This is a genomic window from Dokdonia ponticola, assembly GCF_042653865.1.
Taxonomy (GTDB): Bacteria; Bacteroidota; Bacteroidia; order Flavobacteriales; family Flavobacteriaceae; genus Dokdonia; species Dokdonia ponticola.
This window is the reverse complement of sequence record NZ_JBHSFV010000009.1, coordinates 45,935-69,060: the sequence shown is the minus strand read 5'-3', so window position 1 is coordinate 69,060 and position 23,126 is coordinate 45,935. Positions and strand designations below refer to the sequence as shown.

Below are 23,126 nucleotides of genomic sequence, written 5' to 3'. Positions count from 1 at the left end.
GTTTATTTATTTTTTAAGCCATTATTTAATCCTGTGATAACTTCTCCTTTTTCAAAGACAAAATCTCTGTAGATTTCTAGTAAAGTGATTTTATAGATAGCAGATGGATATTGTTTACCACCTAAGGTTCCCCATATAAAGTTGAGTTCTTCAAAGGTGGGCGTGTAGAGGTCTACGATAAATTTAAAATCACCCACATTGACCATGTCATCTACACGTTCAAAACTGGTGTTGTCCTGTGTAAAGACTTTTTTCCCTTGAAAAAACTCCACTACTTTTGTGAGGTTTTTTAGGGACTCATCATACAGCGTATTTACACTACTAAAAAGGATGTATAGGTTTAGATTTACTTTAGGATTTCTATAATTTACCTCTGTATTATTTATATAATGATTAGGTCTATTTTTTAAAGTAAACTCTTCTTGTAAGTTGATTAATGATAGTATAACATCACTGTTATCACCACCGCCACCACCTCCGCCACCTCCACCACCTCCGTGCTCAGTTTCGATGGTAGCGATGTTTTCTAAAGAAACCGTGTTTGCGCCAAAATAGCCGTTCACTTCTTCTTTAATGACTTGTAGAGTTTCAAAAATCATGATATCAGGGATCTAAATTTTTAAAAGAAGAGAGGTTCTCTACTTTCAGGAGTTTAAAATTACCATATAAAAAAAGGAGGAATGCAAGCATAATTACTTGACTTACAGGGGGTAAATGCCCTTTTAAAAAACAGTCTTTTGACTGTTTTTGTAAGAAAAGAGGTTGTGTGATTGTTTTTATGCCGATGAATCGAGCAAATCACAAGGCAACTGACAGAGCGCCAGAAGCATGTGCTTTCCTCTTATTTTCAGATACTTGAATTTATGAAAGAATTTGCCATAGTGTTTGTATAAAGTGCCCTATTTGGATAGATGCTGTATTTTATTTCGCGAAACTGCCTAGCCGGTAGGCAGGAGCGTATTGTAAAGGCAATGTTAAACATATAGTGAGATTTATATGAGATTCTATTTTTTAGTAACTTACAGTGAGGTATTTAGATATTTAAAACGTCAAAAAGTACTTCACTATTTTCTTTAAATTGGGGTTATAGTTGTTGTATTTGGCGTATATCCTTAATAACTATGAAAGTCTAATTTTAAACCAATTTTATTATGTTAAAGAAAATTTCAAACATCAACGGAGCTCAGGAACTAAGTAACAAAGATCAAAAATCTGTAAAAGGAGGATTTGGCTTTCCAGGCTTTGACCCAACCTGCTGCGCTTGCACCTTTTTCCCAGCGGGCAGTCCTTATATGGTATTCATTACTCAATCATGTGACGAGCCTTGTCCGCAAAATGGAGCAACAGAGTATCAAGATACAGGATGCTAATACAACACAAAGTAAAAGTGCCGCAAATTTTGCGGCACTTTAAAATAAGTATTGAAAAAATAACAACTATTTTATAGTACTGTTGTTGTGATTTTTGAGAGTATGGTATTCAATATTTTATTTTTGAAATGACCTGCTTTAATGCTACTAACACCAATAGTCTGCAACGACTTTAACAGAAACAATTCTTTCTGACTCTTGAGTAACCAGACCAATTCTTCCTTATCTATCTGCCCTTGTTTAAAGAGCTGTCCCCATTTTTTTAATTTCTCTTTTGAGTGCGCTAGATAGGCTTCTGCGTCTTCAATAATAGCGGTGCTGTGCTGCTCAAATTTTTCTTTAGCGAGATCAGAGATTTCTTCTTTTAATTCTTTTAGTATGATATCAAAATCCATAGCGTTATTTTTTTATGCTGTTTATAAAACCAATGACTGCTGCTTCGGTTTTTTTATCTTTTTTTTCCTCGTAAGCGATGAGAATATCAAAAGCCTCCTCAATTTGTGGTGTTGCTTCGTTGATAAATATCCTACTGAGTGTGCCTTTTTCTTCCCAAAGAGACAGATAGCTTCCTATGAGTTTTTCTTCATTATTTAAGATCTTCCACATTTGAATAGTGATATCATTTTTTGATTTCCCTTCTTCATACATAAGCATTTTTTGAAGCTGATTTTGTAAAGCAATCACTGATGCTTCATGCGTTGCGTAGGCCTCATCACTTTGATTCATAAGACTGAGTGCTTGAACCTTTGTGCTGATTGTTTCTGTATAGGTATAGTGGTCGTATAAACTAGCACAACTGCTCATTACAAGTGCCACTATTCCTAGCATAAAAGATATTTTACGTATTCTCATAACTGACTATTTTATCATGTTTATAGGTCAAATCTAGGCTATTTTAGACCTAAAACACATCATAAATAGCTTGGCAATCAGTAGTTTCAGTAGATATTGAAATGCAGTTATTCAGGAAAAAGGATAGTATTCGGTTTTTCTGCTTGATGCGCTTCTATGATAGCACCAGAAAGATTAAACCATTGCTTTGCTCTGTCAAGAATCCAAGCATCAGAAGTGGTGATAATATGGTTGCTTTGAGCCAATATCTTATCGGGATTATACTCCAATAGTATTTGCCAAGGATAGGTACGCTTTCGCGAAAGCGTATACAAAAAGGTCTTCATTCGCCCACTATTGCTTACGGGTTTGTCAAAGATCCAAATAACCTCTTTGACCTGTGCTTTTTGTAGAAAATCACCGACAGCAACAAGCACTTCTTCTGTTTGCTGAACACGTTTGTAGGTGCCGTGTACACTAGAGACATCGCGGTAGCAATCATCCAATCCTTTGAAGACATACGCGCCAGAGAAGAAGCTTTCTAGAATTATCAGGATATTAAAACCATCAATAATCACCGTTTGATTTTTAAGCTCATCTAATAGCAGTTGTTTGCTTTTGCGTTGTGTCACTTGCGATGTCGAAGCACTCATGCCTTGCACCGCTTTTTGTTGGCGTGCATTGAGTTAATACCGATTCCCTACGAGTTGTACGGACGATTTTTCAGCAAAACCTCTGGATAGGAGGTAGGAGACATCGGTCACAGCTTCTTTGATTTTAAGTCGCATTTTTGGATCTCCAAATAAGAGATCATCACGTCCTTCTTTTCCTCGGTTTCTTGTGGTCATTTTAAGGGTATATGATATGATCTAAATTAAAAGTAAAAAAACGCCATGACATGCATGGCGTTTTTAGTATTAGACTACGATTTGGTTTAGAATTGTCTTTGTTACTTTTTGATTCGAAAGGTTTATTTTATCTATAACAGTTGTTTTAAATTTTGCTTAGATTTGGCCTGAAACTTCTAATAAATGGAAAAATATCAACCAAAAAATTTAAGAGAGGCTGTAGAAATATTAGAAAAAATAATTCCGCAATCGATAAAAAATGAAGTTTTAAATTCCGAAAGCTACGGGGAGTTTAATGGGATCAGTCATTTCGGTTTTGGATTGGATTTAAGAAATAATTTTTCCATGTGGGATGAAAATTCTCCTTTAGTAATTAATACAGGAACAAGTGGTGATCAACTTTCAGCGACTGTTTTAAAATGCTTTTATTATCATTTGAAAAGGACATCTAGAGAAGTTATTTACGATCCTGAAGAAGAAATGGAAGCTTTTAGAAATCAAAAAAGTTCGATTGATATAATGGAGCTTTTTTATAATATGTTACTTATCTCATAGCTTACTATTCCTAAAAACAGCAAAGAATACATGAGACTTGAACTCATACCTCTCAGGTCGCAACCGAGCGCTCTTCCAGTTGAGCTAGTATCCTTTGCCTTTTTTTATTGTTATAAAATCACAAAGAACGGGTGAGACTCGAACCCACAACCCCCTGCGTGACGGGCAGGTATTCTTCCATTGAACTACCGTTCTTTGCTTTTTTATATCACATTACCAATTTACTATTTTATAATTCTTTAATAATGCTCCTACAGGATTATGTATGTTTTGAATACTTTCAATAATAGGCACCATAATTCGTGCAGCTCCATCTACGGGATCTAAAGGCGGAATATATCCTTTTTTAAATTGTTTTTTACGCAAATCTTCTCTAGCACCGGTAGAAACCCACCCTACATCAACCGCATTCATAAAGATACCATAGGTTTCATATTCGATTCCAGAGGTTCTCGTTAGCATATTTAAAGAGGCCTTCGTCATATTGGTATGCGGATGAAATAGCGTCTTATTGGTATAACTAAACGAACCTTCTGATGAGGTTACATTGATAATAAATTTCTTGTCAAATCTAGACGCTTTTAAAAGAGGCGTTAGTTCTTTAATTAAAAAATACGGAGAAATCTGATTGATCAAATTCACTTCCAAAAGCTCCACCATTCCCACTTCTTCCAGTGTAGCATTCCAACTTGTCTTTGTACGGTTATCTATAGGTTGTCCAAATCGATTTAAAGAAACAAATTTTTGATGCGCATCATTTTCTAATAGGGTATGACCTATAATTGGAGTTGCATTTGGCGTTGGCTGTTTAGTATCTTCTAAAGAGGCTAATTGTTTTCTCTCCTCAACGATTAACGGACTATAATATGCATCTGTATATTTGATGGTTTGCGCCGCATTATTAATGAGAATATCTAAGGATTCATGTTGTTTTTTATAGTCCTCAACAAAAGCTTCAACGGCTTTTAAATTCCGTAAATCCAAACCATATACTGTCAAGTTATCTTTCCATGTATTATAATCTTCTTCTTCTTTAAATTGTGTCAATGCCAGACCAGGAAAACGAGTTGTAACAGTCAAGATAGCATGGCTTCGTAATAATTTTAATGCGGTAGCATATCCTATTTTCACACGACCTCCTGTGAGAATCACTTTTCGCCCAGATAGATCAATCGTTTTAAATCGATTTTCATAATTGATAGTAGCACACTTCGGGCAAAGACGATTGTAAAATGAATGTGATAAAACAAAAGACGCATTACAGCAATAACAGTTTTTCGGAATTTTTAAACGCGTAAGGGCAGGATCTTTTTTAGGTTTTTTTTCGTCGTACACCGTATGATTAGAAAGTGCATTTTTTGAAATCTCGCTATCATTTATAATCTCTAAATCATGTGTTTTCTTTGTAGCATAACTCTTCTTGCGGTTACCTCTTTTCGCATTTTTATAAATCTTTGTAATCAAGGTGCCAAAACGCTGATTATCCGGATTGTCAAAGGGATTTTCCTTTAAAGCATGCAATACTTTAAGACAATGTTCCCATTCTTCTTGGGTATAGGTGTATCTTGTTTCTACTGTATTCATGATTCTTTCGGCATTATAAGTTAATCACTATAATTATATACTTACTAGGCGTTTTTTATTTTTTCTATTTTAACTATCAATTCTTGATAGTTAATTTCTTGTTTTCCAATTAATGTCAACTCCGTAAGCTTTTCACTAATTATTTCTTTATTTTTTATTTTAAGAATGCAAGGTTTGTGAATTGCAGCATCTTTATTCCATACCATTAGCTCTTTAGTAACAGATTGTTTTATGTCTCCAACTAATTTTGGCCCATCGTAATATACTTCCATTACTGGAAATGGGATTTTAGGAATAAATTCGGTTTTTATTAACTCCTGTATTGGTTTTTTTGCAGGATAAAATAAAATCAATCTATTCTGATGTGTTTTCATCCACGTGTCCAATTCTAAAGCATATTTAAAGTCAGTAATTATTGATCTGACAATAGTAAATAAAATAAAGCCTCCAATAATCATTCTTATATATCCATCATTTAAAAACCCCCAATAAAAAAATGCAACGCTAATGAGGATACCTAATCGATATGAATTAATGACTAAAAACAATTTTTTCATTTCAGGATTATATTAATTTTTACAAAAAAGGCTCTAAAAACCCGATGAGTTGTGTGCCTTCTTTATTCCATCGGATGCCGTGACCGCTGGGGACTCGGATCTCGTATACCAACTCGTGTTTGTAATGATAAAATACATTCCACCACGTTTTGGTGTCGATCATCTGTATAACGAGTTCTTTAATGTCTTGTTCTTTTTGAGAGGGTGTTCCTTTGGCAATGCCCCAAAAAGTATCGGTGGAGCGTCCCATGTGTTTTTCCCATGCTCTCGTCACTTGACTGATGTGCTCATTATAGGGTGCAAAGCAACTGTCTAATAATGTCTGTTGCAAGGGCGGAATCGCACGCGCATCCTTCACACTCGCCGAGGTCCAGCGTTGACCTATGATGACTAATAGGTGTTCAAAAGGCGTCGCTTCAATGGCTTTTGCCCATTGCGCAGGTGTTGTTTCTAAGTTTTGCAATAAAGGTTTAAAATGTGTCAAAACCACTTCGGGAGCGGGTGTTACTTCTTCCTTGAAATACGGCAAGCCGTAATCGGGAGGAATTCCTTGTTGGGAATAGGTGTATACCGCTTTCGCGAAAGCATATACATGTTCACTTTCCAAAAAAGAAGCATACTGCTCCTTCCATGTTTCAGGAAGGAGTCGTGTGCTTGCTTGTATTGTTTTTAATATATTCATTGATATATTGCTATGTGCCTTTTTTGTTTTTATCAATCTGAACACTTCGACAAGCTCAGTGTGACATCTGTCGAAGAATTTTTAACTATTACAAGCACTTCGACAGGCTCAGTGTGACATCAATCTAGGCATTTTGTATATTCTTTTTAGCCTCCTGTTTTAGTCTTCTTTTAACCTTCCAAGGGGCATTTTTATCAACATCCCCAGCCATGATACATCCGTACGGCATGACTTCATCAATGACAGTCCCTAGCCCAAATTCATCCATCTGTGCTCTCACAGCTTGGGCGTTTTTGTAGGCACTTGGCAGTTCGGAAACGTCAATCTCATTCGAGAAAAAACGGACATCCAATCCTGCAGTTTCTTGGGCAAAAACAGTTTCATTGGTCATACTCGCTTTTGTCTTTTTATGAAACGTACGACTCACATTTCTTCCCGCACCGTGTGGTGCAAAACCAAGATTATTGGCAGTCGTCTCTCCCGAAACAATAAGGACCGGTTCTGCCATGTTCAACGGGATCAACCGAGGGCCTGTGATATCGGGCATAAATTTCGCGTCAAGCGGTGTCGCACCTTTGGCATGGTAAAATAAATCGCCGTCTTTAAATACAAAATTATGTTCGTTCCAGAATCGGTTTTCTGCTTCGAGTCCTAGCTTTTCCAGTGTAGCATCATGGATACATTCATGGTTTTGTTTGGTCCATGCACGTATGATTTGCAAGGCATGCCAATAGGTTTGGCCTTCTTCGGTATCAAATGGAATCCATGCATTTTGACGCAGTGTTTCTGGCGATAAGATTTTTCTAAAACGCTCGGCGATTTGCATTCCTTTTTTATACAATTTAGCCCCGGGTGCTCTCGATCCGTGATGCGTGATCATCATGGTATTTCCTGTTTGTTCAGAAATTCCTACAAATAAGAAATGGTTTCCATCTCCTTGCGTTCCTAGATGTCCTCTCGCTGCTTGAATAATATGTCGATCCTTTAAAATATGATTTCCTTCAAAGGCTTCTAGTAACTCCTTAGGAAATCTGTATTGCGTATTGCGATCTCTTCCTCCAGGGCCAAAATGCGTACTTGCATGGGCTGCATCGAGGACTGTTTTTGGATCTGCTTTTCCGAAATCGGTTAGCATTACTGAACAACAAATATCAGCACTATGCATCCCTGGATGGATGGCATTTTTTGTCACCACAACACCTCCCACTGGAATGGTCCCTGTAGGTCCTGACGGACAGGCATCGGGCATGATTGAACCGTCTACCACCGTAGGGGTTTTCATAAGTTCGTTCATGGAGTTGATCACAGACGCTACATTATCTTCTTCTAACTCATTTTCGGCTTTGATGTTGATTTTAAAATCAATAGCTTTCTCATGTAATTCTTGAATAGGAGGGAGTTGGTATTGCTCTAAATATGCATGCATGGCTTCTCCTTCTAGGTTATTTTCATTGATATGTGTAATCGCTTCTGGAAACCATTTTCCAGCTCTAAATCCTAAGTCGATTAATGTTTTTCCTGTAATCATTTTTCTATGCTTTGTGTTTACTGGAGCAAATATGGGATGGTATTGCGCAATGAATTTGCGTAGTGGCGTTAATTCAATTCTTTTTTATAAAACTCTTCTCTAATACTCACTAATAATCCATCTGTCTGCTCTACATCTGGCGCTTCTATCAATGTAGAATTTTTATATAAAACATCTAATTCCTCTTTTAACACTTCCGCTTTAGCCACCAAATCGTCATATTCAAAATCACCTTGTTTGATGCCTAATAAAAAGTCACGGTCGGGTCTTCGCACATGAATGATTCCTTCTTGAGCAATTTCTTTGGCCATCTGTAACAATCTAAAGGTATGCATCATGTTTTTCGTGTCATAGTTTTTTCCATGGGCTACGTTATTTTCATAACGTGCTTCATTTCTTTTGGACACCCAATCCCAGTATTCTTTGTATTTCTTACAATACGCAGAATATCCGTCTAAATTAAAGTATAATAGGGCGATAGGAGTTGCTTCTTTTTCCACCGAACTTAGACATACTTCGTTGGCATTTGCTCTAGCAATTCCTTGATATCCTTCATCTTCTCCATAAAAGAGATTGTAACAGTCTTTCATATGAGGGATGTTAACCAACCCACAATGTGTGTCTTTTAGATTATTTTTTGCTAGATATTCTTTTAGTGGGATAGAGGTTTTGGCATCTCTCACATAACAGAAATCAAGTACAGTTTTACGCTCTTTGGCTACAGGATTGACAATTTTTTTATTGAGTCCGCGTGCTTTTTTGATCTGCGTATATGCATAGTTGGCAAAAGAGTTTTTACACAATTTTGATAGGAAATAGTCCATTTTGATACGCTCAAACAACGGATCTTTGATCAAAACACAATCTGCAGGAACGTTGAGTAATTCAAGGATGTTTGGATTATTTTTTGAGAGTAAAGAAATGAATTTTCGCAACTCATAATACATCACATCATTGGTAGCGTCATTAATTTGCTCCACATAGTCCATTCCATAAAAGGATGCTTTAGGAAGGATAAACACTCCTCGGATGTCTGTATCTGACGTCGCAGTATCCAATCCATAGGCTTTACTACCACTGATGCATTCAAATAGTATGCAATTGGATGCTTTAAGATCTGCTATTGTTTTCATGTGGTTTATATCCTAGTGTATTTTCTAAAGAAAGATACTGTTTTAGCATCAAATAGTTCTCGACTGCGCTCGAACGGACACTGTTGTTTGTTAGTATGATACGATGGCTGTATGCAGAAAATGATTGATCCGTTCTGTATCAGGTTTTCCATTAGCAAGTGTTTTTGCATATCGATCATTAGTTGCAATCACTTCTGAGATAAAATCACATACGGTATCAGGTCTTGCATGCATATATCGTTCGGCATTTTTAGACTTGATATCCATCAGGAATTCAATCTCATCTGCGATGTCTTTTGTGATTAAGGGAAGCATTTCGCGAAAGCGTACAGGTGGCATTGATCCACATTCTAAAATCCACTTTCCCGCCATGGCGGTACGTAAAGCATAAAAAAGACTCTTGAGTTTTACAGTATCCTCTACGATCTTTTCTTCATATTTCTTACTCATACTAAGATAATGAAACATGGAAGCGATCGGAGAGAAGCAATCTGTTGCAATAGCGCGGAGTTCACTGAGTGAATTTTCTTCACTTCTATAGATGATAGGCGAAAATAGATGTTCCATCGCAGGGACGTTTGATTTTTTGAGTAGGAGTAAACTCTTGCGAAGTTCCCAACCGACGGCATCAAAATCGCCATCCATGATGTCTATCGTATCCCGTTTATCTGAGATAGAAAGATACCAAGGGAGTGGTTTTGTATATAAGAATCGTACATCATAGTCGCTATCTGGAGAGGCAAATCCCCAGGCTCTACTGCCTGATTCGCATGCGAATATGATGTTTACATCGCGTTCTTTTTCTATGTTTAAAAGTCTTGTTTTCATCTTAAATATTTATTTTGTCCCTCTTCCCAGATTCGAACTGGGACTTTCGCGATAAGCGAACAGATTGGCTCTAAATGCGCTTCCCTACTTTGAATCCTGTTCATTTCGGTGCTTCTGCAAAATCTATTCATTAGCGAGCGTATCACTAACAACATCATCCAATCACTACGTGGCTACGAATCAAAATCTTTTTCCACAGCACTTCCCTTTATGCTAAAGAGGGTTTGTTAATTACATTACAAATATGAAATAATAGTACGCAACATTTTTGCGTAGTAAAAATAAAGACATAAAAAAAGCGCTTTATCGCGCTACAATTATGACACAGGTAGTATTTCTATTACTTTGCCATATACATGTTTGGTCCATCCGTTAATGTGACCTCGGTTGTTACCGATCTGTAATCCTCGTTTTACATTCTTTCCTTTTACAAGGTGCGTAAAACAGTTGCCTCTTACTTTACAAAAAACAATATCTCCTGCTTCACAATCTTCCCAATGTACGGGTTCAAGGATCACAGCTTGTTTTGATTGTAAAATAGGCAACATAGAATTACCGGGTTCTTTGGAGACAATGGTCTCCCCATTCAATAGCTTTTGAATTTTCCAATTCATTTTTTATAGTATTTAAATTAAACATTAATTCAAAGACTATGGAGTATGGTTTTCAAAGAACAGTGTTTTTAAATATCACAAATATGTTGTTTTAGTACGCACTCTTTTTGCGTAGTGAGAATTATTTCATATTTTTTCAAAAAAATCAAAAATTAGGAGTCCTTGGCTTATTATTTGTCAGGCATGTTGTATGATAAAAAAAATACTTCTTCTTTTCTTCTTTATGAGTTCTATGGTCATGATGGCACAATTGAGCGCATCCCATAAGGAGAAACTTGCGATTCTTATTACAGAAAAAGTCAATACACTTAGAAAAAGTAAAGGCAAGCAACCCATAGATAGGAATATAGATCTTAAGAAAGCAGCACAGTTACATTCTGATTATATGGTGAAAGCCCAGCGCTTATCTCATAGTGAGTTTGGAGAAGGAACCTATGCAAGTCCTAGAAATAGGGTAGAGGTCTATACGACTATTTTTTTAGCGGTAGGGGAGAACATATTGTACACAAAACCGATACGTACTGCTATAAACGAACAATCACTTAAAAAGATCGCTGCAGATATATTTCGATCTTGGGAAAATTCTGCAGGGCATTATAAAAATATGATCTCTTCAGAGTATGACCACGGGGATCTCGCTTTCACCTATGATTCAAAGTCCAAACGAGTGTATGCAACGCATGTCTTTGGCCGTAAAGGCTATCTTATACCTGGTCAAGGCTCTGAAAATGCCTTTGGGATTCAAAACTTTGATGGAGATTGTAGCGTCCTGTTTGATGGCTTTCAGAATATCATTACCAATATGGGAAATGCTGTTGAAATTGAAGGGAATAAAATAGTACTTCGTTATCATAGTATTTCTAGAGTAAGACAACTTATTACAGACGCTAAAGATGGTATTGCTGTAGATTTACTAAATAAAGAGCAATTTTCATGTGATAGCGCTACCCAATTAGATGCCTCTCCTATTTATGATGGGGTATTACTTAAGCCTATCTATAGAGATGCACTATTTGCAAATAATATAGCAGAAAGCGATTTTCGATTTGTTGTAGTATTAGGAACACTGCCAGAGCACTTACAAAATGAAAATATACGACCTAGCTTAGTATTTATTAAAAACGGGTATAAATGTGCGTATGTGTCTCCTAGAATTACTCCTAGTGGTAGCTATCCTCTAGCAAAAATACCTCCTTTACTATATGATCCCGATATTCCGCTAGTGACAAAAGGAATCAAAGAGGTACAAGAACTTATATATCCGTTTGATGTAGATGAGGTGGTATCCGAAAAACTACCTGAAATCAAAGCCATTTCTAATCAATTATACGCAGCAGAAGTTCAGAGTTATTCTTCTGTAGAAGGAAATGAAAAACGAAATATAGCATTGCATCGCGCTAGGACATCATTTATGCAGTCACATATTGAGCAGCAATTAAAAGGGGTAAAAATTCCTTGGAAAACCAATGCTGAAGAAAACTGGGCGTTGTGCGAATTTCAAATGGAGTTACTTGGTCAGGATGCTATTTGGTCAAAGGGTAAAGAAAAAGTAAGAGCTTATATTAATTCACAAGTAGGCACCGAAGTTTGGGATCGTTTTCTTTCGCAACAGCGGGTATCAAAAACGGTATTGTATTGGTCTGGAGAATGGGATGTAGACGACCCATTGCATGCAAAATACAACCTCATAGATGCTTTACTAAAAGAAGATATATTACGTGCAAATAAAGCGTTGGCAATATTATTTTCTTCCGAAACAGCACACCCTTTACCTTTATCTTTTCTTAAAGAAAGACTCTTTTCAGAGGAAGCTTTGGTGCAAAATGTATCAGCATTATTACTTAAAGATATTTCTAGCTTTGAACTAGAAGACGTGGTGTTCTATGTAAGGATGTGGCTTTTACAGGCAGATAAACTGACAGAAGGCGCACAACAAAACTTATTAAATCTCTATGCGATTACAAGTAGAGAAATGCTCAGTCAATGGGATGTAAGTTCGGAACGTCTTTCTAAAGTAATGCATCCTAACAAACTAGAAAACCTTATTGAAAATTATAAATCTGATGATGTTGTTAATCCGTTGTTTTTAAATTTTCATATGGCAATTTTACATTATTACGGACAAGTAAATGAGAGTTCTAAAATTGATGTTTCTTTTGATTTTATTACTAATTACTTTCGTGAAAAGTCATTATCTATAAAAGACGATTGGAGGCTGGCACTATTTTTTAATCGCTGGAGTCGATATGATCTTACCTTAGAATTATTGATGAAAGAATATAAAGAAGAGACATTAGATGAAAATACCTTATTCTTATTTATTCAAACAAAATTAGGATACCCCAATGGAGAAGAACTACCCTTACAAGAATTACACCAAAAAGCAGTGAAAAAAAATAAGGGACGATGGTGTAGTTGGATATTATTAGATTTTGAGAATTTACGAGACAACGCTACAAAAGAATTGTATTGTAAAATGTGTAAGGATTTTGAAGATAATTTTTTAAACTTTGATTAAATATGGCCGCCAATAAAAATGCCCTGATCCGATACAAAACCATTGATCAATGTTTACGCAACAATTACCGTCAGTGGACATTAGACGACTTGATCGATGCGTGTTCTGATGCCTTGTATGAATATGAAGGAAAAGATGTCTATGTCAGTAAACGCACGGTGCAATTGGACATTCAGACGATGCGAAGTGATAAGTTGGGCTATAATGCCCCTATTGAAGTATACGAACGTAAGTATTATCGCTATACCGAAGACGACTACAGCATCATGAATATCCCTGTAACGGACAAGGATGTGAAAATCATGAATGAGGCGATTCAGATATTACGAGAGTTTAAGGATTTTTCACTATTCAAGGAAATGGATGGGGTATTACAACGCCTAGAAGACTCTGTCTACTCCTCTCAAAAAGACCGACGATCTATTATTCATTTAGATAAAAATGAGCAACTCAAAGGATTGGAATATATCGATGTGTTGTATGAGGCGATTCAGCATAAAAAAGTGATTGAAGTTATGTATAAATCCTTCAAAGCACATAAAGCAAGCAAGATGGTTGTGCATCCTCAACTATTAAAAGAATTTAATAATCGCTGGTTTGTACTAGCAGTATCTAAAGAGAAATTTACCACCCTTGCGCTGGATCGTATGATAGGGATAACCACCAGAGAAGATCTTGTTTATAAAGACAAAGAACTCCAAGGTGATCTCTATTACAAAGATGTGGTGGGCGTGACCGTATCTGAAAATGTGAGGGCGCAAAAAGTTGTCTTTAAAGTCGATCTTAAAAATGCGCCCTATGTTTCTACCAAACCTTTTCACGCTTCCCAAAAGGAGATCAAAAAAACCGAAGATGGGATTATTTTTGAAATCCAAGTACAACATAACTTCGAACTCGAACGCCTGATTCTTGGTTTTGGCGATAGCATCGAAGTCTTAAAACCTGCCCACCTTCGTAAGCGTATTTATCATAAATTGAGAACAGCGTTATCTCAATATGATGATAAGGAGTAGTGCGCTTTCGCGAAAGCGTAAACAGAATTTTACTACAAGGAATTACGTATTTGGTATAAAAAAAGCCTCCGTCTATAACATATAGACGGAGGTTTTCTATCCTAGAAAAATGCAATTAGTCCTCTAAAATAACATCTAGAATTTTGGCAATATTCTTGGCATCATCCACCCCTCGGTGGTGCGTACCTTCCAAAGGAATATTAAGGATGTTTAAAGCACCTTTCATGCCTACTTTTTTCCGTAGGTCTTGGGTCTCATAAAAGAGTTGCTTCACATTAATGTGATCCTGAGACAATGGGTAGTCCATATTTCGGATCTTACACTGTCGTTGCATCATATTGCGGTCATAATCCCCATAACTTGCCCAGGTATGATAATGGCCTTCATATTCTTCACGTACGATAGCACAGGCATCCTCAAAAGAAATACCTTCTTGATCTAGCAATTCCTGTGTGATCGTCGTAAGCTCCGTACAAAACGGACTCACTTCTGAGCGTTCAGGTTTGATGAGAATCCCTTTGGGTTTTGTGATTTCACCCGTGTGGGTGTTTAATATGCAAATGCCAATCTCTATGATTTCATTGACCTGTCCTTGCGGGATCGGACCATTCCAGCAGGTTGCTTCTAGGTCTATAATTACTATGTTTTCTGTTGTATTCATTGTTTTGTTTTTTGTTTGACAAACTCTCTGTGTGAGTTGTCTTAGGTTTAATAATTTTTTATATAGACAATGTAAGTTTGAGTTATGTAACTTATTTAAAATGAGGTTATTTGTTCATTTTTTTTGCTTGTCCAAAGAAAACGGAACCAAAAGAAAAGACACTTTCTTTTAGGTATTTTTTCGCTTAAAGCGAAAAACCGAAAGGAGTTCTCTAAATTTTTTCCAAGGCTTCAAAAATTTTTAACGAGAACTTCTTTCTATACTGAATAGAAAGAAGAAATCTCGAGATAAGCTATATTAAACTCAAATTAGCGAGGCATCGTCACCAATTCCTCTCGATCTAATGGATCGATATCGTATTTGAGTAAATGTACCGCGGCTTGTACGGCCCAGCATTTGTCACTGGAGTGGATATTGCTATACAGACTTAATAAGAATGAAGGCTCTACAATCGTCCACCCTTTGACGGTGCGTTGCGGTACGTCTTTATTGACAAAAAAGTCAATCGTAATCCGAAAGAGTTTTCCTGCGTGTTCTTCTGTTTTTTCATACCGTCTAAACTGCTCATCACTTGGTAAATGATCATAACGAGTCCATACTTTTTGAAAGCCGCGTTCTTGTACGATGTACATGACTTCGGCAATGTTTTCTGGTGCTATAAAGACGTCTATATCCTTATGATCGTGCGCATGTTTAAATTCCTGATGCCCTTCTGGCGATAAAAAATGCCACGCCCATCCGCCTGATAAAATGACCAATTCTCGTAAGAAATGAAGTTCTGTTAATGCATACGTAATTTTATAGTCTGGCCAGAGCTCGCCGTATCGTTTTTTGTTATGTGGTGCTCCCATGATTCTTTATTTTAGAGTACCTCTTGTGAGGTTTGTTATTTCTTTTTTTTCTTTTTTGAAGAAGACTTCTTTTTCTTCTTCTTTTTCTTCTTTTTGGGCATTTTATCTTTGATTCGACTTTTTTCGGTATCTAGATCACTCATGAAGTGTGCGTTGTACGTATGAATCTTTGCTGTTTTAAGACAAGACAACGCGGCTTTATATGCTTTCTTTTTTTCAAATAGTATGGCTTTTTTAAAGTATAATACGGCCTTATCTGTTCCTTTTACAGTCAAAGCGAAGTCGATTACCTTTTCTGCAACGGCATAATCTTCGTTCCAAAGCAATACATTGATGTATTTTGGATAGATATTTACAGCATGCATATCTTCGGCTAACGCGCGTTCATAATATGTTTTTGCCATTTCATAATTACCTAACTGTTCTGCATATAATCTGCCCATTAAACATAAAGCGACTGCATTTTTCTCATCGTACGACAAGGCGTAGTTTAGAGATTCTATTGTTTCTTCAAGGTTGTATGGGTAGGCATCGAGTGCTTGAAATATGTATTTATCTGTTGTTACTCCCATGATTCGTTTTTTAAATCGTTTTTAAGCGTTTGCCTTTTGGAGGCGTAGCTCTTATTCTTTTTTTGGTGTTTAAAATCACTTCCTTCAAAGACACGAACTGGATTTCCTCGGTCTACACGGAGGTGTTGCTCCCAGCTCGCATTGGCTTGTGCTTTGAGTTGTTCCAAGTGATGTACTTGAAACTGTTCTTTAAGACGTTGTAACGCCAATTTTTTATTCTGGTGTTGCGATCTACTATCCATAGCGACACATTGTATTCCTGTCGGAATGTGTGTAGCCCGAACGGCGGAATTGACTTTATTTACGTTCTGTCCTCCTGGTCCGGTACTTCGCATCGCTTGATACTTGACATCCTTCTCGTGAAAGGGTAGCGTTTTGATTTGCGGTATTTCTTGCACTTTTATAAACCAGTTTTTACGCTTATGGAATTTCCGATATGGAGATTTTCCAATCCATTGTATGGTGCCAATCCAACCAATTAAAAAGGCATCTAGTTCCTTTCCTGAAAGTTTTAAAATAACAGATTGCACGGCTGTGATTCCGTTTTGTTCTTTCTGTAGAATGGTATGCGAAATCTTATGCTCTTTAAGATTTGTAATAAATGCTTTTAAGACTTTGGCAACCACCCAATGACATTCGGTGGGGCCTCTGCCTGCTGTAATTTGTATGAGTGTGTCCATTGTTTCTATTTTTTCTGTTGATTCTTAGAAATGCGTCAGGGATTGCCGTGAAAATCCCACAGGCACGCGGCAAGCGTGCCGAGGAATTGTAACAGAAAGCCCGACACGATGTTGCTTTTTGGGCAACATCGTGTGACGCCCTACTAAGATTTCTACTTGTCCATGCGAACAATTTTTGGTGTAAATGTGCCGAGCACTTCTACGAGTTCTTGTTGATTTGCCATCACTTTTTGGATGTCTTTATATGCCATCGGTGCTTCATCGACACCGCCGCCTATAAGGGTCACCTCATGTGTGGCGAGTTCTTTTTTAATAGCACTTTGGGTAAATTTCTCTTTACACTTACGTCTTGAGTGCAAACGCCCTGCTCCGTGAGAAGCCGATTGTAAACTGTCTGGATTCCCGAGACCTTTTACAATATAGCCGGGCGCTGTCATCGATCCTGGAATAATCCCAAGCTCGCCTTTGGCAGCGGGTGTGGCTCCTTTACGATGCACAATACACGTCTTGCCATTGATCTCCTCTTTCCACGCAAAATTGTGGTGATTGGCAATATTCACAAGCGGTTTGGCGCCTAACAATTTGCTGATTCTCGCATGGATATTCTCATGACAGGCTTGCGCATAATCTCCAGCTAGGTTCATCGCCATCCAATATTCTTGCCCGTCGTGTGTATTGAGATCTAGCCAGGCCAGATGTTGTACATGCTTAGGCAGCGGACACTGTTTGTTAGCGAGGTAGGTGTAATGTTTGGCAATATTGGCACCTAGACCTCGTGAACCGCTATGTGATAATAACCCTAGGTATTCCCCTGGTTTTAAATTCCACTCATTTTCATCATTGGTAATAGAGACACTTCCAAATTCTATAAAGTGATTCCCACCGCCTGAGGTTCCTAGTTGTTTATACGCTTTGTCTTTAAGCCTTTTAACCAAAGGAATATCTGTAAATGCAGTGTGACTAAAAATCTCATGGTCGTGTTTTTTGTTGTGTGTTTCATACATCCCAAATTTGGTATGTTCTGAAAGGATATTGACCAGTTGATGTTTTTTCCCTTTGAGGTAGGATATTTTAATAGGATAGAGTGTTAAACTCATTCGGCATCCTATGTCAACACCTACGCCATATGGAATCACAGCATTGTCTGTGGCAAGCACACCGCCTATCGGTAATCCATAACCGCTATGTGCATCGGGCATTAATGCGCCCGCAACAGCGACAGGTAATTTTAAGGCGTCGTATAGTTGGTATTTTGCTTTATCGTCTATTTCGTTTTCCCCATAAATCCTATGGGGAACTCTCGTAGATCGCAATTCTTGCTTTTTTACAATGACTGGATCTGTCAGACTCTCTGCTATTTTACCCCATATTCCATCGCCTATATATTCCTCTGGATTTGCTAAAACTAATGCGGCTTGTTGTAATACTTGTTCTTTTTTAAGCCGTTTGTGGTATCTGTTTATTTGTCCTAAAGTGATATTAATGCTATTATTTTTTGGAAAGCCTAATTTGATCAGGTCTTTTCCGCTTAGTTTTTTTCCCATGATAGTTCTTCATTAATAATGTCTTGGATTTCAGAATCTCTCAACCCTTTTAATTTGGCGTTGATATAATTTCTCCCTCTTCTGTTATAGGAAGGCCATCTTGAATTCCAAGGATGTAATTTTCTTTTTGCTTCATAGTACCCAGGTCGTAAGTACAGGCTTTCTAAAAAATCGTTTTCCTGCTCTAATAACGGATCTATGTTACGTCTATGTGTGATGTACGCACGTGTAAATTTGATACGATACGTTCCTTTTGGAAGTTTTACGTAAAAGCGTGTTTTTGTTTTATGCTTGTGGTAGTAAAACCTAAAAGGAATACAAAGTGTTTTTGCCTTGTCACTCAATTTATTGAACTGACGCCTACTTAGCGTTGGAATATCCCTTACAATAAGATGCTGAGAGGTTCTAGTATCCCATCTTCTAGCCGCTTCTTCTTTGGTTCTTCCCCAGTCGTATTTTTCAAGAATAGCTATGATTTCTAACATCGCATCTTGATGCTTGTAGCGTTCCATTCTTTTGGTAACAACAAATTCTTTGTACCACCCGTGGCGGATAGGAGTGTCTAATTTTGTGTGTCCTAATGCGCGTTGTTCGGCACGAATGGCTCGTTGTCTTTTGTAAATACGGCGTACTTCTTTTAATCGCTGGCATTTGATATGTGCCGGTTTCATAAATCAGTATGTTTTGTACCACGCAATACGGTGATAATTGTACTTTTTTGATATTTGATTCCGGAATATGCCTGGCTATTCTAGAATCTTATGGAATAAAGTTTTTAGGTTTCATAAGAATAGTTTTAAAATGAATAAATGGTTTTTGGGAAATGGTACGCTATGATGCTTTTTAATGGTATGAACTCAAAGGCTCAACGTATACTTTTGAGTGCGTCTTTCAGACTTCTCACTATTGAGTTTGATCCCGCTATTCAGCGGGATTAGTTCAGCTAGCAATATTGAGTGCGTCTTTTCAGACTTCTCACTATTGAGTTTCACTAAAAAAAAGCCCGAAACATTTTGTACTTCGGACTTCAGCGTATGGCTTTGTGGTAAAGCTATATAGTGTAGAAGTCTCGAAGGAGATATCCCGTAGCGTTTCCGTTTTTTAGGATATCATATGTGTTTTTGTTTGTAAACATATATACTTCGATTATGATACTATTTGTAAATTGTAAATAGTAACTGATTAAACAATTCGTTTTCGTTACAATTGCGATGCAAAGATGTAATGGTTTTTTGAATTGTGCAACTAAAATTTAAATTTATTTAATTGAAAATCAGTTAATTACGCTAAATATAAGGCAAAGAGCCCCCTGTTCGCTCCTGCCTGCCGGCATAGGCAGGTTCGCGAAAAACCCTACAGGACTACAACTTTCTAATTTTCTTCGTTTTATCTTTTTTCATATAGAAAAAGCCGAAACAAAAACTTTTTTGAGATAGGCTATTATTTTTTTGGAATCTCGCCTAAAAAAATAGTGTAAAACAAAAAAAGCGTCCATGTGATGGACGCTTTTTGTAATATCTCTTAAAGTTTTTCTACCTAAAAATTGGTTTCCTAACCCCAAAAATGGCGTCCGTGATATGTAGGTGAAATAAACTCATAGGTTCTTTGTATTTTTTAATTTCAGGTGCAAATATGAGGAATATTTTTTAAATGCCTTTTTTAGATATCTATATAGCACATCCTTTTTCATTGTTTTTGAGTATTTTTATAGAGAAACACTTCTTTTCTAAGAGGATGTAAACTACTGGGATCATGAATATAAAATATCTATTTTTAGTTGTATTATTTGCTACTTTCCAACCAAAAAGTAATGCGCAACAACAAGTCTCATTAGAAGACTTTGGACTTTCATTTACGCTCCCAGCAGGTTGGACAGGAGATATTCAAGGAGAATACATTGTCCTAGGTCACACTAGTATTCCTGGCATGATGATATTATCAGATAATCCTAATCGAACGATTGAAGCTGTAGTCTCAACGGCACAACAAGGCATTCAGGAAGATGGGTTTAACCTCACTGCTGATGGGGCTTTTAAAACGGTTAGTTCAAAAAGAGCTGAAGGATTTTACAAAGGCACCTATGACTATAGTACGGCTGTGAAAGCCTACGCCATTGGATTGATAGATGGATACGGAAAAGGAATGAGTATTGTGATCCTTACCGAAACTAGCGCTTTTTCAAACGATCATATCAATGCGGCCAATCAATTAGCAAAATCAGTTCGGTTTTTTAAACCCAAAGCGTCTCCTGTGACCCTGCAATGGCAAAACCGAATTGTAGGAAAAAAATTAACCCATAGATATACGAGTGGTGGCGTAGGCGGTAGTAGCGATACCAGAATCATTACCTTATGTACTAATGGTACTTTTACCTATTACGGGAATACGAGCGCAAATCTTGATGGCCCTAGCGGATTTGGTTATGCAAATAGTAATGAAGATAGCCGTGGAAATTATACCATTTTTTCCGTACAAAACAATGCGTATCTCACCTTAAACTTTGAAAATGGAAACGAGTCTGAATATACCCTCACTCGCAATGAAAGTGGACATACCTTTTTAGAAAATTCTCGATATACGGTTATGGATGCTGAGGGGTGTGATTGATACATTCATTTACTAATCACTTTCAGTTAGTTCTTTTATTTCTCTAAATAACGCCTTCTCCTTTTTTTCAATGGTCTTAAGAAATATATGGGCAATTTTATACACTTCCTGAGAGAACGTTCCAAAATCATCCACATTGGTATTGATTGACGCATCAATCACTAGATCATAATTTGGAAATAAAACGAGGAAGTTTTGTGACCCTTTACTTACTCCGCCATGATGGACCATCCATACAGGTGTTTGCCCGTTTAAAATATTCGGATTTTTATAGTCTAAATACGAGCGCCATCCTAAGGCATATTGTTGCTCATTGACTTCGCCGTTGTCTAATTTCATAGGTGTCCAAAATTTTCTTTTGGTGTCATGACTTATAAAAGCGTCATTGGTAAGGTAGGCATTTCCCATCTTGACAAGGTCGGTAGGGGTGGAGATAAAACCACCGCCGGCCCATTTATAACTTAGATTAATATCATATAGCTGCTCAAAAATTCGGTATTCCCGATAATAGCCGTTTTTAGTTTCATAAAACGTAGCAAAATGGTCTGTTTTAGGTCTTGCATGGTCACCATACGTATCTTTCATTCCTAGCGGTTGAAAAACCTGAGCTTCCATATAGTCTAGAAAAGGAGTACCTACAGCTTGCTCTAAGACGACACTCGCAAGATTAATATCAAAGGTTGAATAGGCAAAGGAGGTTCCGGGTTCAAAGATGAGGTCATATTGATCAAACACTTTTAATCCTTCAGCGGCCGTTGCAAATTCGTGACAGTTACACAGGGTATATTTCGCGGAAGCAAACCCAAAATCTTCATAATTCCCCACACCCGCTGTATGACTCAGGAGCTGTTGCATGCTAAAATCCCATTTCTTTTTTGTCCAATTGACAATCGTATCTCCGATGACAGCCTCTAATTGAATTTTATGATCATCGACGGCACGAGCGACACCTGTGGTGGTGACCGCTTTTGAAGTACTCCCGATGCGGTATTGTGTTTTGGGAGTAGCAATAATTCCTGCATCCATGTCCTGATAGCCTACCGCAGCTGACCAAATCACCTTTCCACGATGTCCAATGGCCACAGAGAATGACGGTAATTTCTTGTCTTCCCCTATCAAGGTAAGTAGGGTAGTGGCTTTGTCAATTTGGAGCTTGTAGGCAGGATCACTAATGGTGGTGGTCATGGGGGCGCTCCTGTCTGCCGACGAGGCAGGTTCGCGCCCGCCTGTCTGGCCAGCAGGAAAGCGTGTAAGCGTTGAAAAATAGTAAATATTCCAAATGCCTAATAAGGCAAATAAAACACACACGGTTCTCCAAAAACGCCGACCGATTTTATTGAGTTTGAATTTTTTCATGACTATCGATTTTCGAATTGATATTTCAAAGATGTTGTAAAGCGTATTACGGATCTTAAAAAGTAGACCAATCAGGGATAGAAAGAAATAGAAAGAGGGTATGCGTCGCTCAATAGCTTTGTCTTCGGCAAGCGCTTTTTAGTCGACGATGGATCTGATTTGGTCGAATAGCTGTAATTTTATACCGAATAACACTTAATTTTGACTACGATGATTGTACAACTGGCCGAAGGAACCATAAAAACCAAGTATGGGACGTATAGAGAAATTCTCTTTTATGATGGCATCAAGGAGTCGCATGCGTTGGTGATGGGGGATGTAAAAGAGGGTGAAAACGTGTTATGTCGGGTGCACTCATCTTGTATTTTTGCACATCATTTTAATAGTGTAGAGTGCGATTGTCGGGAACAAATGGAAATCTCACAACAGTTGATCGAACGGGCTGGTAAAGGGATTGTGATTTGGCTAGAACAAGAAGGAAAAGGCAACGGACATTATGCGTTGCTCAATACGTTACCACTGAAAAAAGAAGGTATGCCACAAGCTGAAGCATACGAAGCGGTTGGTTTCCATAAAGACAATCGTAATTTTTCGGCAGCGGCAAAGATTTTAAAGCACTTGGAAGTGAAATCCATTACGATGATTACTGGCAATCAAAAGAAAACAGAAACCCTCACTCGTCACGGGATTACTGTTTCAGGGATACAACCAACGATTCTTGATTGATGTTGATATAAAATCTTGATTTATATATGTTTTTGGATCTCGAAAAGTTGTCGTAAAATGTGAAGCGA

The 23,126-nt window shown here is 37.5% G+C and carries 25 protein-coding genes and 2 tRNA genes; 6 read left to right on the top strand and 21 right to left on the bottom strand.

The window, feature by feature from the left end; all coding sequences use genetic code 11:
• Nucleotides 1-2: 2 nt before the first annotated feature.
• Nucleotides 3-599 (bottom strand): Pvc16 family protein, encoded by a 597-nt coding sequence (locus ACFO3O_RS14385; RefSeq protein WP_379980011.1) that lies wholly within the window; start codon nt 597-599, stop codon nt 3-5.
• Nucleotides 600-1,151: 552 nt separating this feature from the next.
• Here ACFO3O_RS14385 and ACFO3O_RS14380 point away from each other — a divergent pair.
• Complete coding sequence (locus ACFO3O_RS14380) at nt 1,152-1,370, top strand: hypothetical protein (protein WP_379980009.1); 219 nt, start codon at nt 1,152-1,154, stop codon at nt 1,368-1,370.
• A gap of 71 nt (nt 1,371-1,441) precedes the next feature.
• Here ACFO3O_RS14380 and ACFO3O_RS14375 read toward each other — a convergent pair whose 3' ends face one another.
• From ACFO3O_RS14375 to ACFO3O_RS14360, 4 genes are all read right to left on the bottom strand, one after another.
• Complete coding sequence (locus ACFO3O_RS14375) at nt 1,442-1,765, bottom strand: hypothetical protein (protein ID WP_379980007.1); 324 nt, start codon at nt 1,763-1,765, stop codon at nt 1,442-1,444.
• A 4-nt stretch (nt 1,766-1,769) separates the two neighbouring features.
• Complete coding sequence (locus ACFO3O_RS14370) at nt 1,770-2,222, bottom strand: hypothetical protein (RefSeq protein WP_379980005.1); 453 nt, start codon at nt 2,220-2,222, stop codon at nt 1,770-1,772.
• 107 nt (nt 2,223-2,329) lie between these two features.
• Nucleotides 2,330-2,854 carry a DUF434 domain-containing protein gene (locus tag ACFO3O_RS14365; RefSeq protein WP_379980003.1) on the bottom strand — a complete coding sequence of 175 codons (525 nt, stop codon included), beginning with the start codon at nt 2,852-2,854 and terminating at the stop codon, nt 2,330-2,332.
• Nucleotides 2,855-2,887: 33 nt separating this feature from the next.
• On the bottom strand, nt 2,888-3,049 hold the full coding sequence (locus ACFO3O_RS14360; RefSeq protein WP_379980001.1) for a DUF434 domain-containing protein: 162 nt from the start codon (nt 3,047-3,049) through the stop codon (nt 2,888-2,890).
• A gap of 183 nt (nt 3,050-3,232) precedes the next feature.
• Here ACFO3O_RS14360 and ACFO3O_RS14355 point away from each other — a divergent pair, with 183 nt between their 5' ends.
• Nucleotides 3,233-3,604 carry a DUF6794 domain-containing protein gene (locus ACFO3O_RS14355; protein ID WP_379979999.1) on the top strand — a complete coding sequence of 124 codons (372 nt, stop codon included), beginning with the start codon at nt 3,233-3,235 and terminating at the stop codon, nt 3,602-3,604.
• Nucleotides 3,605-3,626: 22 nt separating this feature from the next.
• Here ACFO3O_RS14355 and ACFO3O_RS14350 read toward each other — a convergent pair.
• The 9 genes from ACFO3O_RS14350 to ACFO3O_RS14310 all read right to left on the bottom strand — a co-directional run bounded on the left by ACFO3O_RS14350 (nt 3,627) and on the right by ACFO3O_RS14310 (nt 10,530).
• Nucleotides 3,627-3,698, bottom strand: a tRNA-Arg gene (locus ACFO3O_RS14350).
• A 29-nt stretch (nt 3,699-3,727) separates the two neighbouring features.
• Nucleotides 3,728-3,799 (bottom strand) — tRNA-Asp (locus tag ACFO3O_RS14345).
• Between the two features lie 18 nt (nt 3,800-3,817).
• Entirely contained in the window at nt 3,818-5,188 is a 1,371-nt protein-coding gene (locus ACFO3O_RS14340; RefSeq protein ID WP_379979997.1) for an SDR family oxidoreductase, read from the bottom strand.
• Between the two features lie 44 nt (nt 5,189-5,232).
• Nucleotides 5,233-5,745, bottom strand: a complete 513-nt coding sequence (locus tag ACFO3O_RS14335) for a hypothetical protein (RefSeq protein ID WP_379979995.1) — start codon at nt 5,743-5,745, stop codon at nt 5,233-5,235.
• A gap of 19 nt (nt 5,746-5,764) precedes the next feature.
• Nucleotides 5,765-6,427 (bottom strand): hypothetical protein, encoded by a 663-nt coding sequence (locus ACFO3O_RS14330; protein WP_379979993.1) that lies wholly within the window; start codon nt 6,425-6,427, stop codon nt 5,765-5,767.
• 124 nt (nt 6,428-6,551) lie between these two features.
• Complete coding sequence (locus ACFO3O_RS14325) at nt 6,552-7,955, bottom strand: RtcB family protein (RefSeq protein WP_379979991.1); 1,404 nt, start codon at nt 7,953-7,955, stop codon at nt 6,552-6,554.
• Between the two features lie 68 nt (nt 7,956-8,023).
• Nucleotides 8,024-9,088, bottom strand: a complete 1,065-nt coding sequence (locus ACFO3O_RS14320; RefSeq protein WP_379979989.1) for a nucleotidyltransferase domain-containing protein — start codon at nt 9,086-9,088, stop codon at nt 8,024-8,026.
• A 90-nt stretch (nt 9,089-9,178) separates the two neighbouring features.
• Nucleotides 9,179-9,916 carry a nucleotidyltransferase domain-containing protein gene (locus ACFO3O_RS14315; protein WP_379979987.1) on the bottom strand — a complete coding sequence of 246 codons (738 nt, stop codon included), beginning with the start codon at nt 9,914-9,916 and terminating at the stop codon, nt 9,179-9,181.
• A 317-nt stretch (nt 9,917-10,233) separates the two neighbouring features.
• Nucleotides 10,234-10,530 carry a hypothetical protein gene (locus ACFO3O_RS14310; RefSeq protein WP_379979985.1) on the bottom strand — a complete coding sequence of 99 codons (297 nt, stop codon included), beginning with the start codon at nt 10,528-10,530 and terminating at the stop codon, nt 10,234-10,236.
• 190 nt (nt 10,531-10,720) lie between these two features.
• Between ACFO3O_RS14310 and ACFO3O_RS14305 the strand changes: the two genes are divergently transcribed.
• Both ACFO3O_RS14305 and ACFO3O_RS14300 read left to right on the top strand, forming a co-directional pair.
• A complete protein-coding gene (locus tag ACFO3O_RS14305; protein ID WP_379979983.1) occupies nt 10,721-13,048 on the top strand; it encodes a CAP domain-containing protein in 2,328 nt (775 codons plus the stop codon).
• A gap of 2 nt (nt 13,049-13,050) precedes the next feature.
• A complete protein-coding gene (locus ACFO3O_RS14300; protein ID WP_379979981.1) occupies nt 13,051-14,061 on the top strand; it encodes a helix-turn-helix transcriptional regulator in 1,011 nt (336 codons plus the stop codon).
• Nucleotides 14,062-14,176: 115 nt separating this feature from the next.
• On the opposite strand, the gene ACFO3O_RS14295 is transcribed toward ACFO3O_RS14300, so the two are convergent.
• From ACFO3O_RS14295 to ACFO3O_RS14270, 6 genes are all read right to left on the bottom strand, one after another.
• Nucleotides 14,177-14,722: a 3'-5' exonuclease gene (locus tag ACFO3O_RS14295; RefSeq protein ID WP_379979979.1), complete on the bottom strand. Its 546-nt coding sequence runs from the start codon at nt 14,720-14,722 to the stop codon at nt 14,177-14,179.
• Nucleotides 14,723-15,030: 308 nt separating this feature from the next.
• Nucleotides 15,031-15,573, bottom strand: a complete 543-nt coding sequence (locus ACFO3O_RS14290; RefSeq protein WP_379979977.1) for a hypothetical protein — start codon at nt 15,571-15,573, stop codon at nt 15,031-15,033.
• 35 nt (nt 15,574-15,608) lie between these two features.
• Nucleotides 15,609-16,145 carry a tetratricopeptide repeat protein gene (locus tag ACFO3O_RS14285; RefSeq protein ID WP_379979975.1) on the bottom strand — a complete coding sequence of 179 codons (537 nt, stop codon included), beginning with the start codon at nt 16,143-16,145 and terminating at the stop codon, nt 15,609-15,611.
• Nucleotides 16,136-16,825 carry a peptide chain release factor H gene (gene prfH / locus ACFO3O_RS14280; protein WP_379979973.1) on the bottom strand — a complete coding sequence of 230 codons (690 nt, stop codon included), beginning with the start codon at nt 16,823-16,825 and terminating at the stop codon, nt 16,136-16,138. Before prfH ends, ACFO3O_RS14285 begins: the two co-directional genes overlap by 10 nt.
• Before the next feature lie 152 nt (nt 16,826-16,977).
• Complete coding sequence (locus tag ACFO3O_RS14275) at nt 16,978-18,369, bottom strand: RtcB family protein (RefSeq protein WP_379979971.1); 1,392 nt, start codon at nt 18,367-18,369, stop codon at nt 16,978-16,980.
• Entirely contained in the window at nt 18,354-19,040 is a 687-nt protein-coding gene (locus ACFO3O_RS14270; protein ID WP_379979969.1) for a hypothetical protein, read from the bottom strand. The genes ACFO3O_RS14275 and ACFO3O_RS14270 overlap by 16 nt, the downstream gene beginning before the upstream one ends.
• A 1,081-nt stretch (nt 19,041-20,121) precedes the next feature.
• Between ACFO3O_RS14270 and ACFO3O_RS14265 the strand changes: the two genes are divergently transcribed.
• Complete coding sequence (locus ACFO3O_RS14265; RefSeq protein WP_379979967.1) at nt 20,122-20,976, top strand: hypothetical protein; 855 nt, start codon at nt 20,122-20,124, stop codon at nt 20,974-20,976.
• A 12-nt stretch (nt 20,977-20,988) separates the two neighbouring features.
• Here ACFO3O_RS14265 and ACFO3O_RS14260 read toward each other — a convergent pair whose 3' ends face one another.
• Nucleotides 20,989-22,332 carry a serine hydrolase domain-containing protein gene (locus tag ACFO3O_RS14260; RefSeq protein ID WP_379979965.1) on the bottom strand — a complete coding sequence of 448 codons (1,344 nt, stop codon included), beginning with the start codon at nt 22,330-22,332 and terminating at the stop codon, nt 20,989-20,991.
• A 210-nt stretch (nt 22,333-22,542) separates the two neighbouring features.
• Between ACFO3O_RS14260 and ACFO3O_RS14255 the strand changes: the two genes are divergently transcribed.
• Entirely contained in the window at nt 22,543-23,058 is a 516-nt protein-coding gene (locus ACFO3O_RS14255; protein WP_379979963.1) for a GTP cyclohydrolase, read from the top strand.
• The last annotated feature ends 68 nt before the right edge of the window (nt 23,059-23,126 follow it).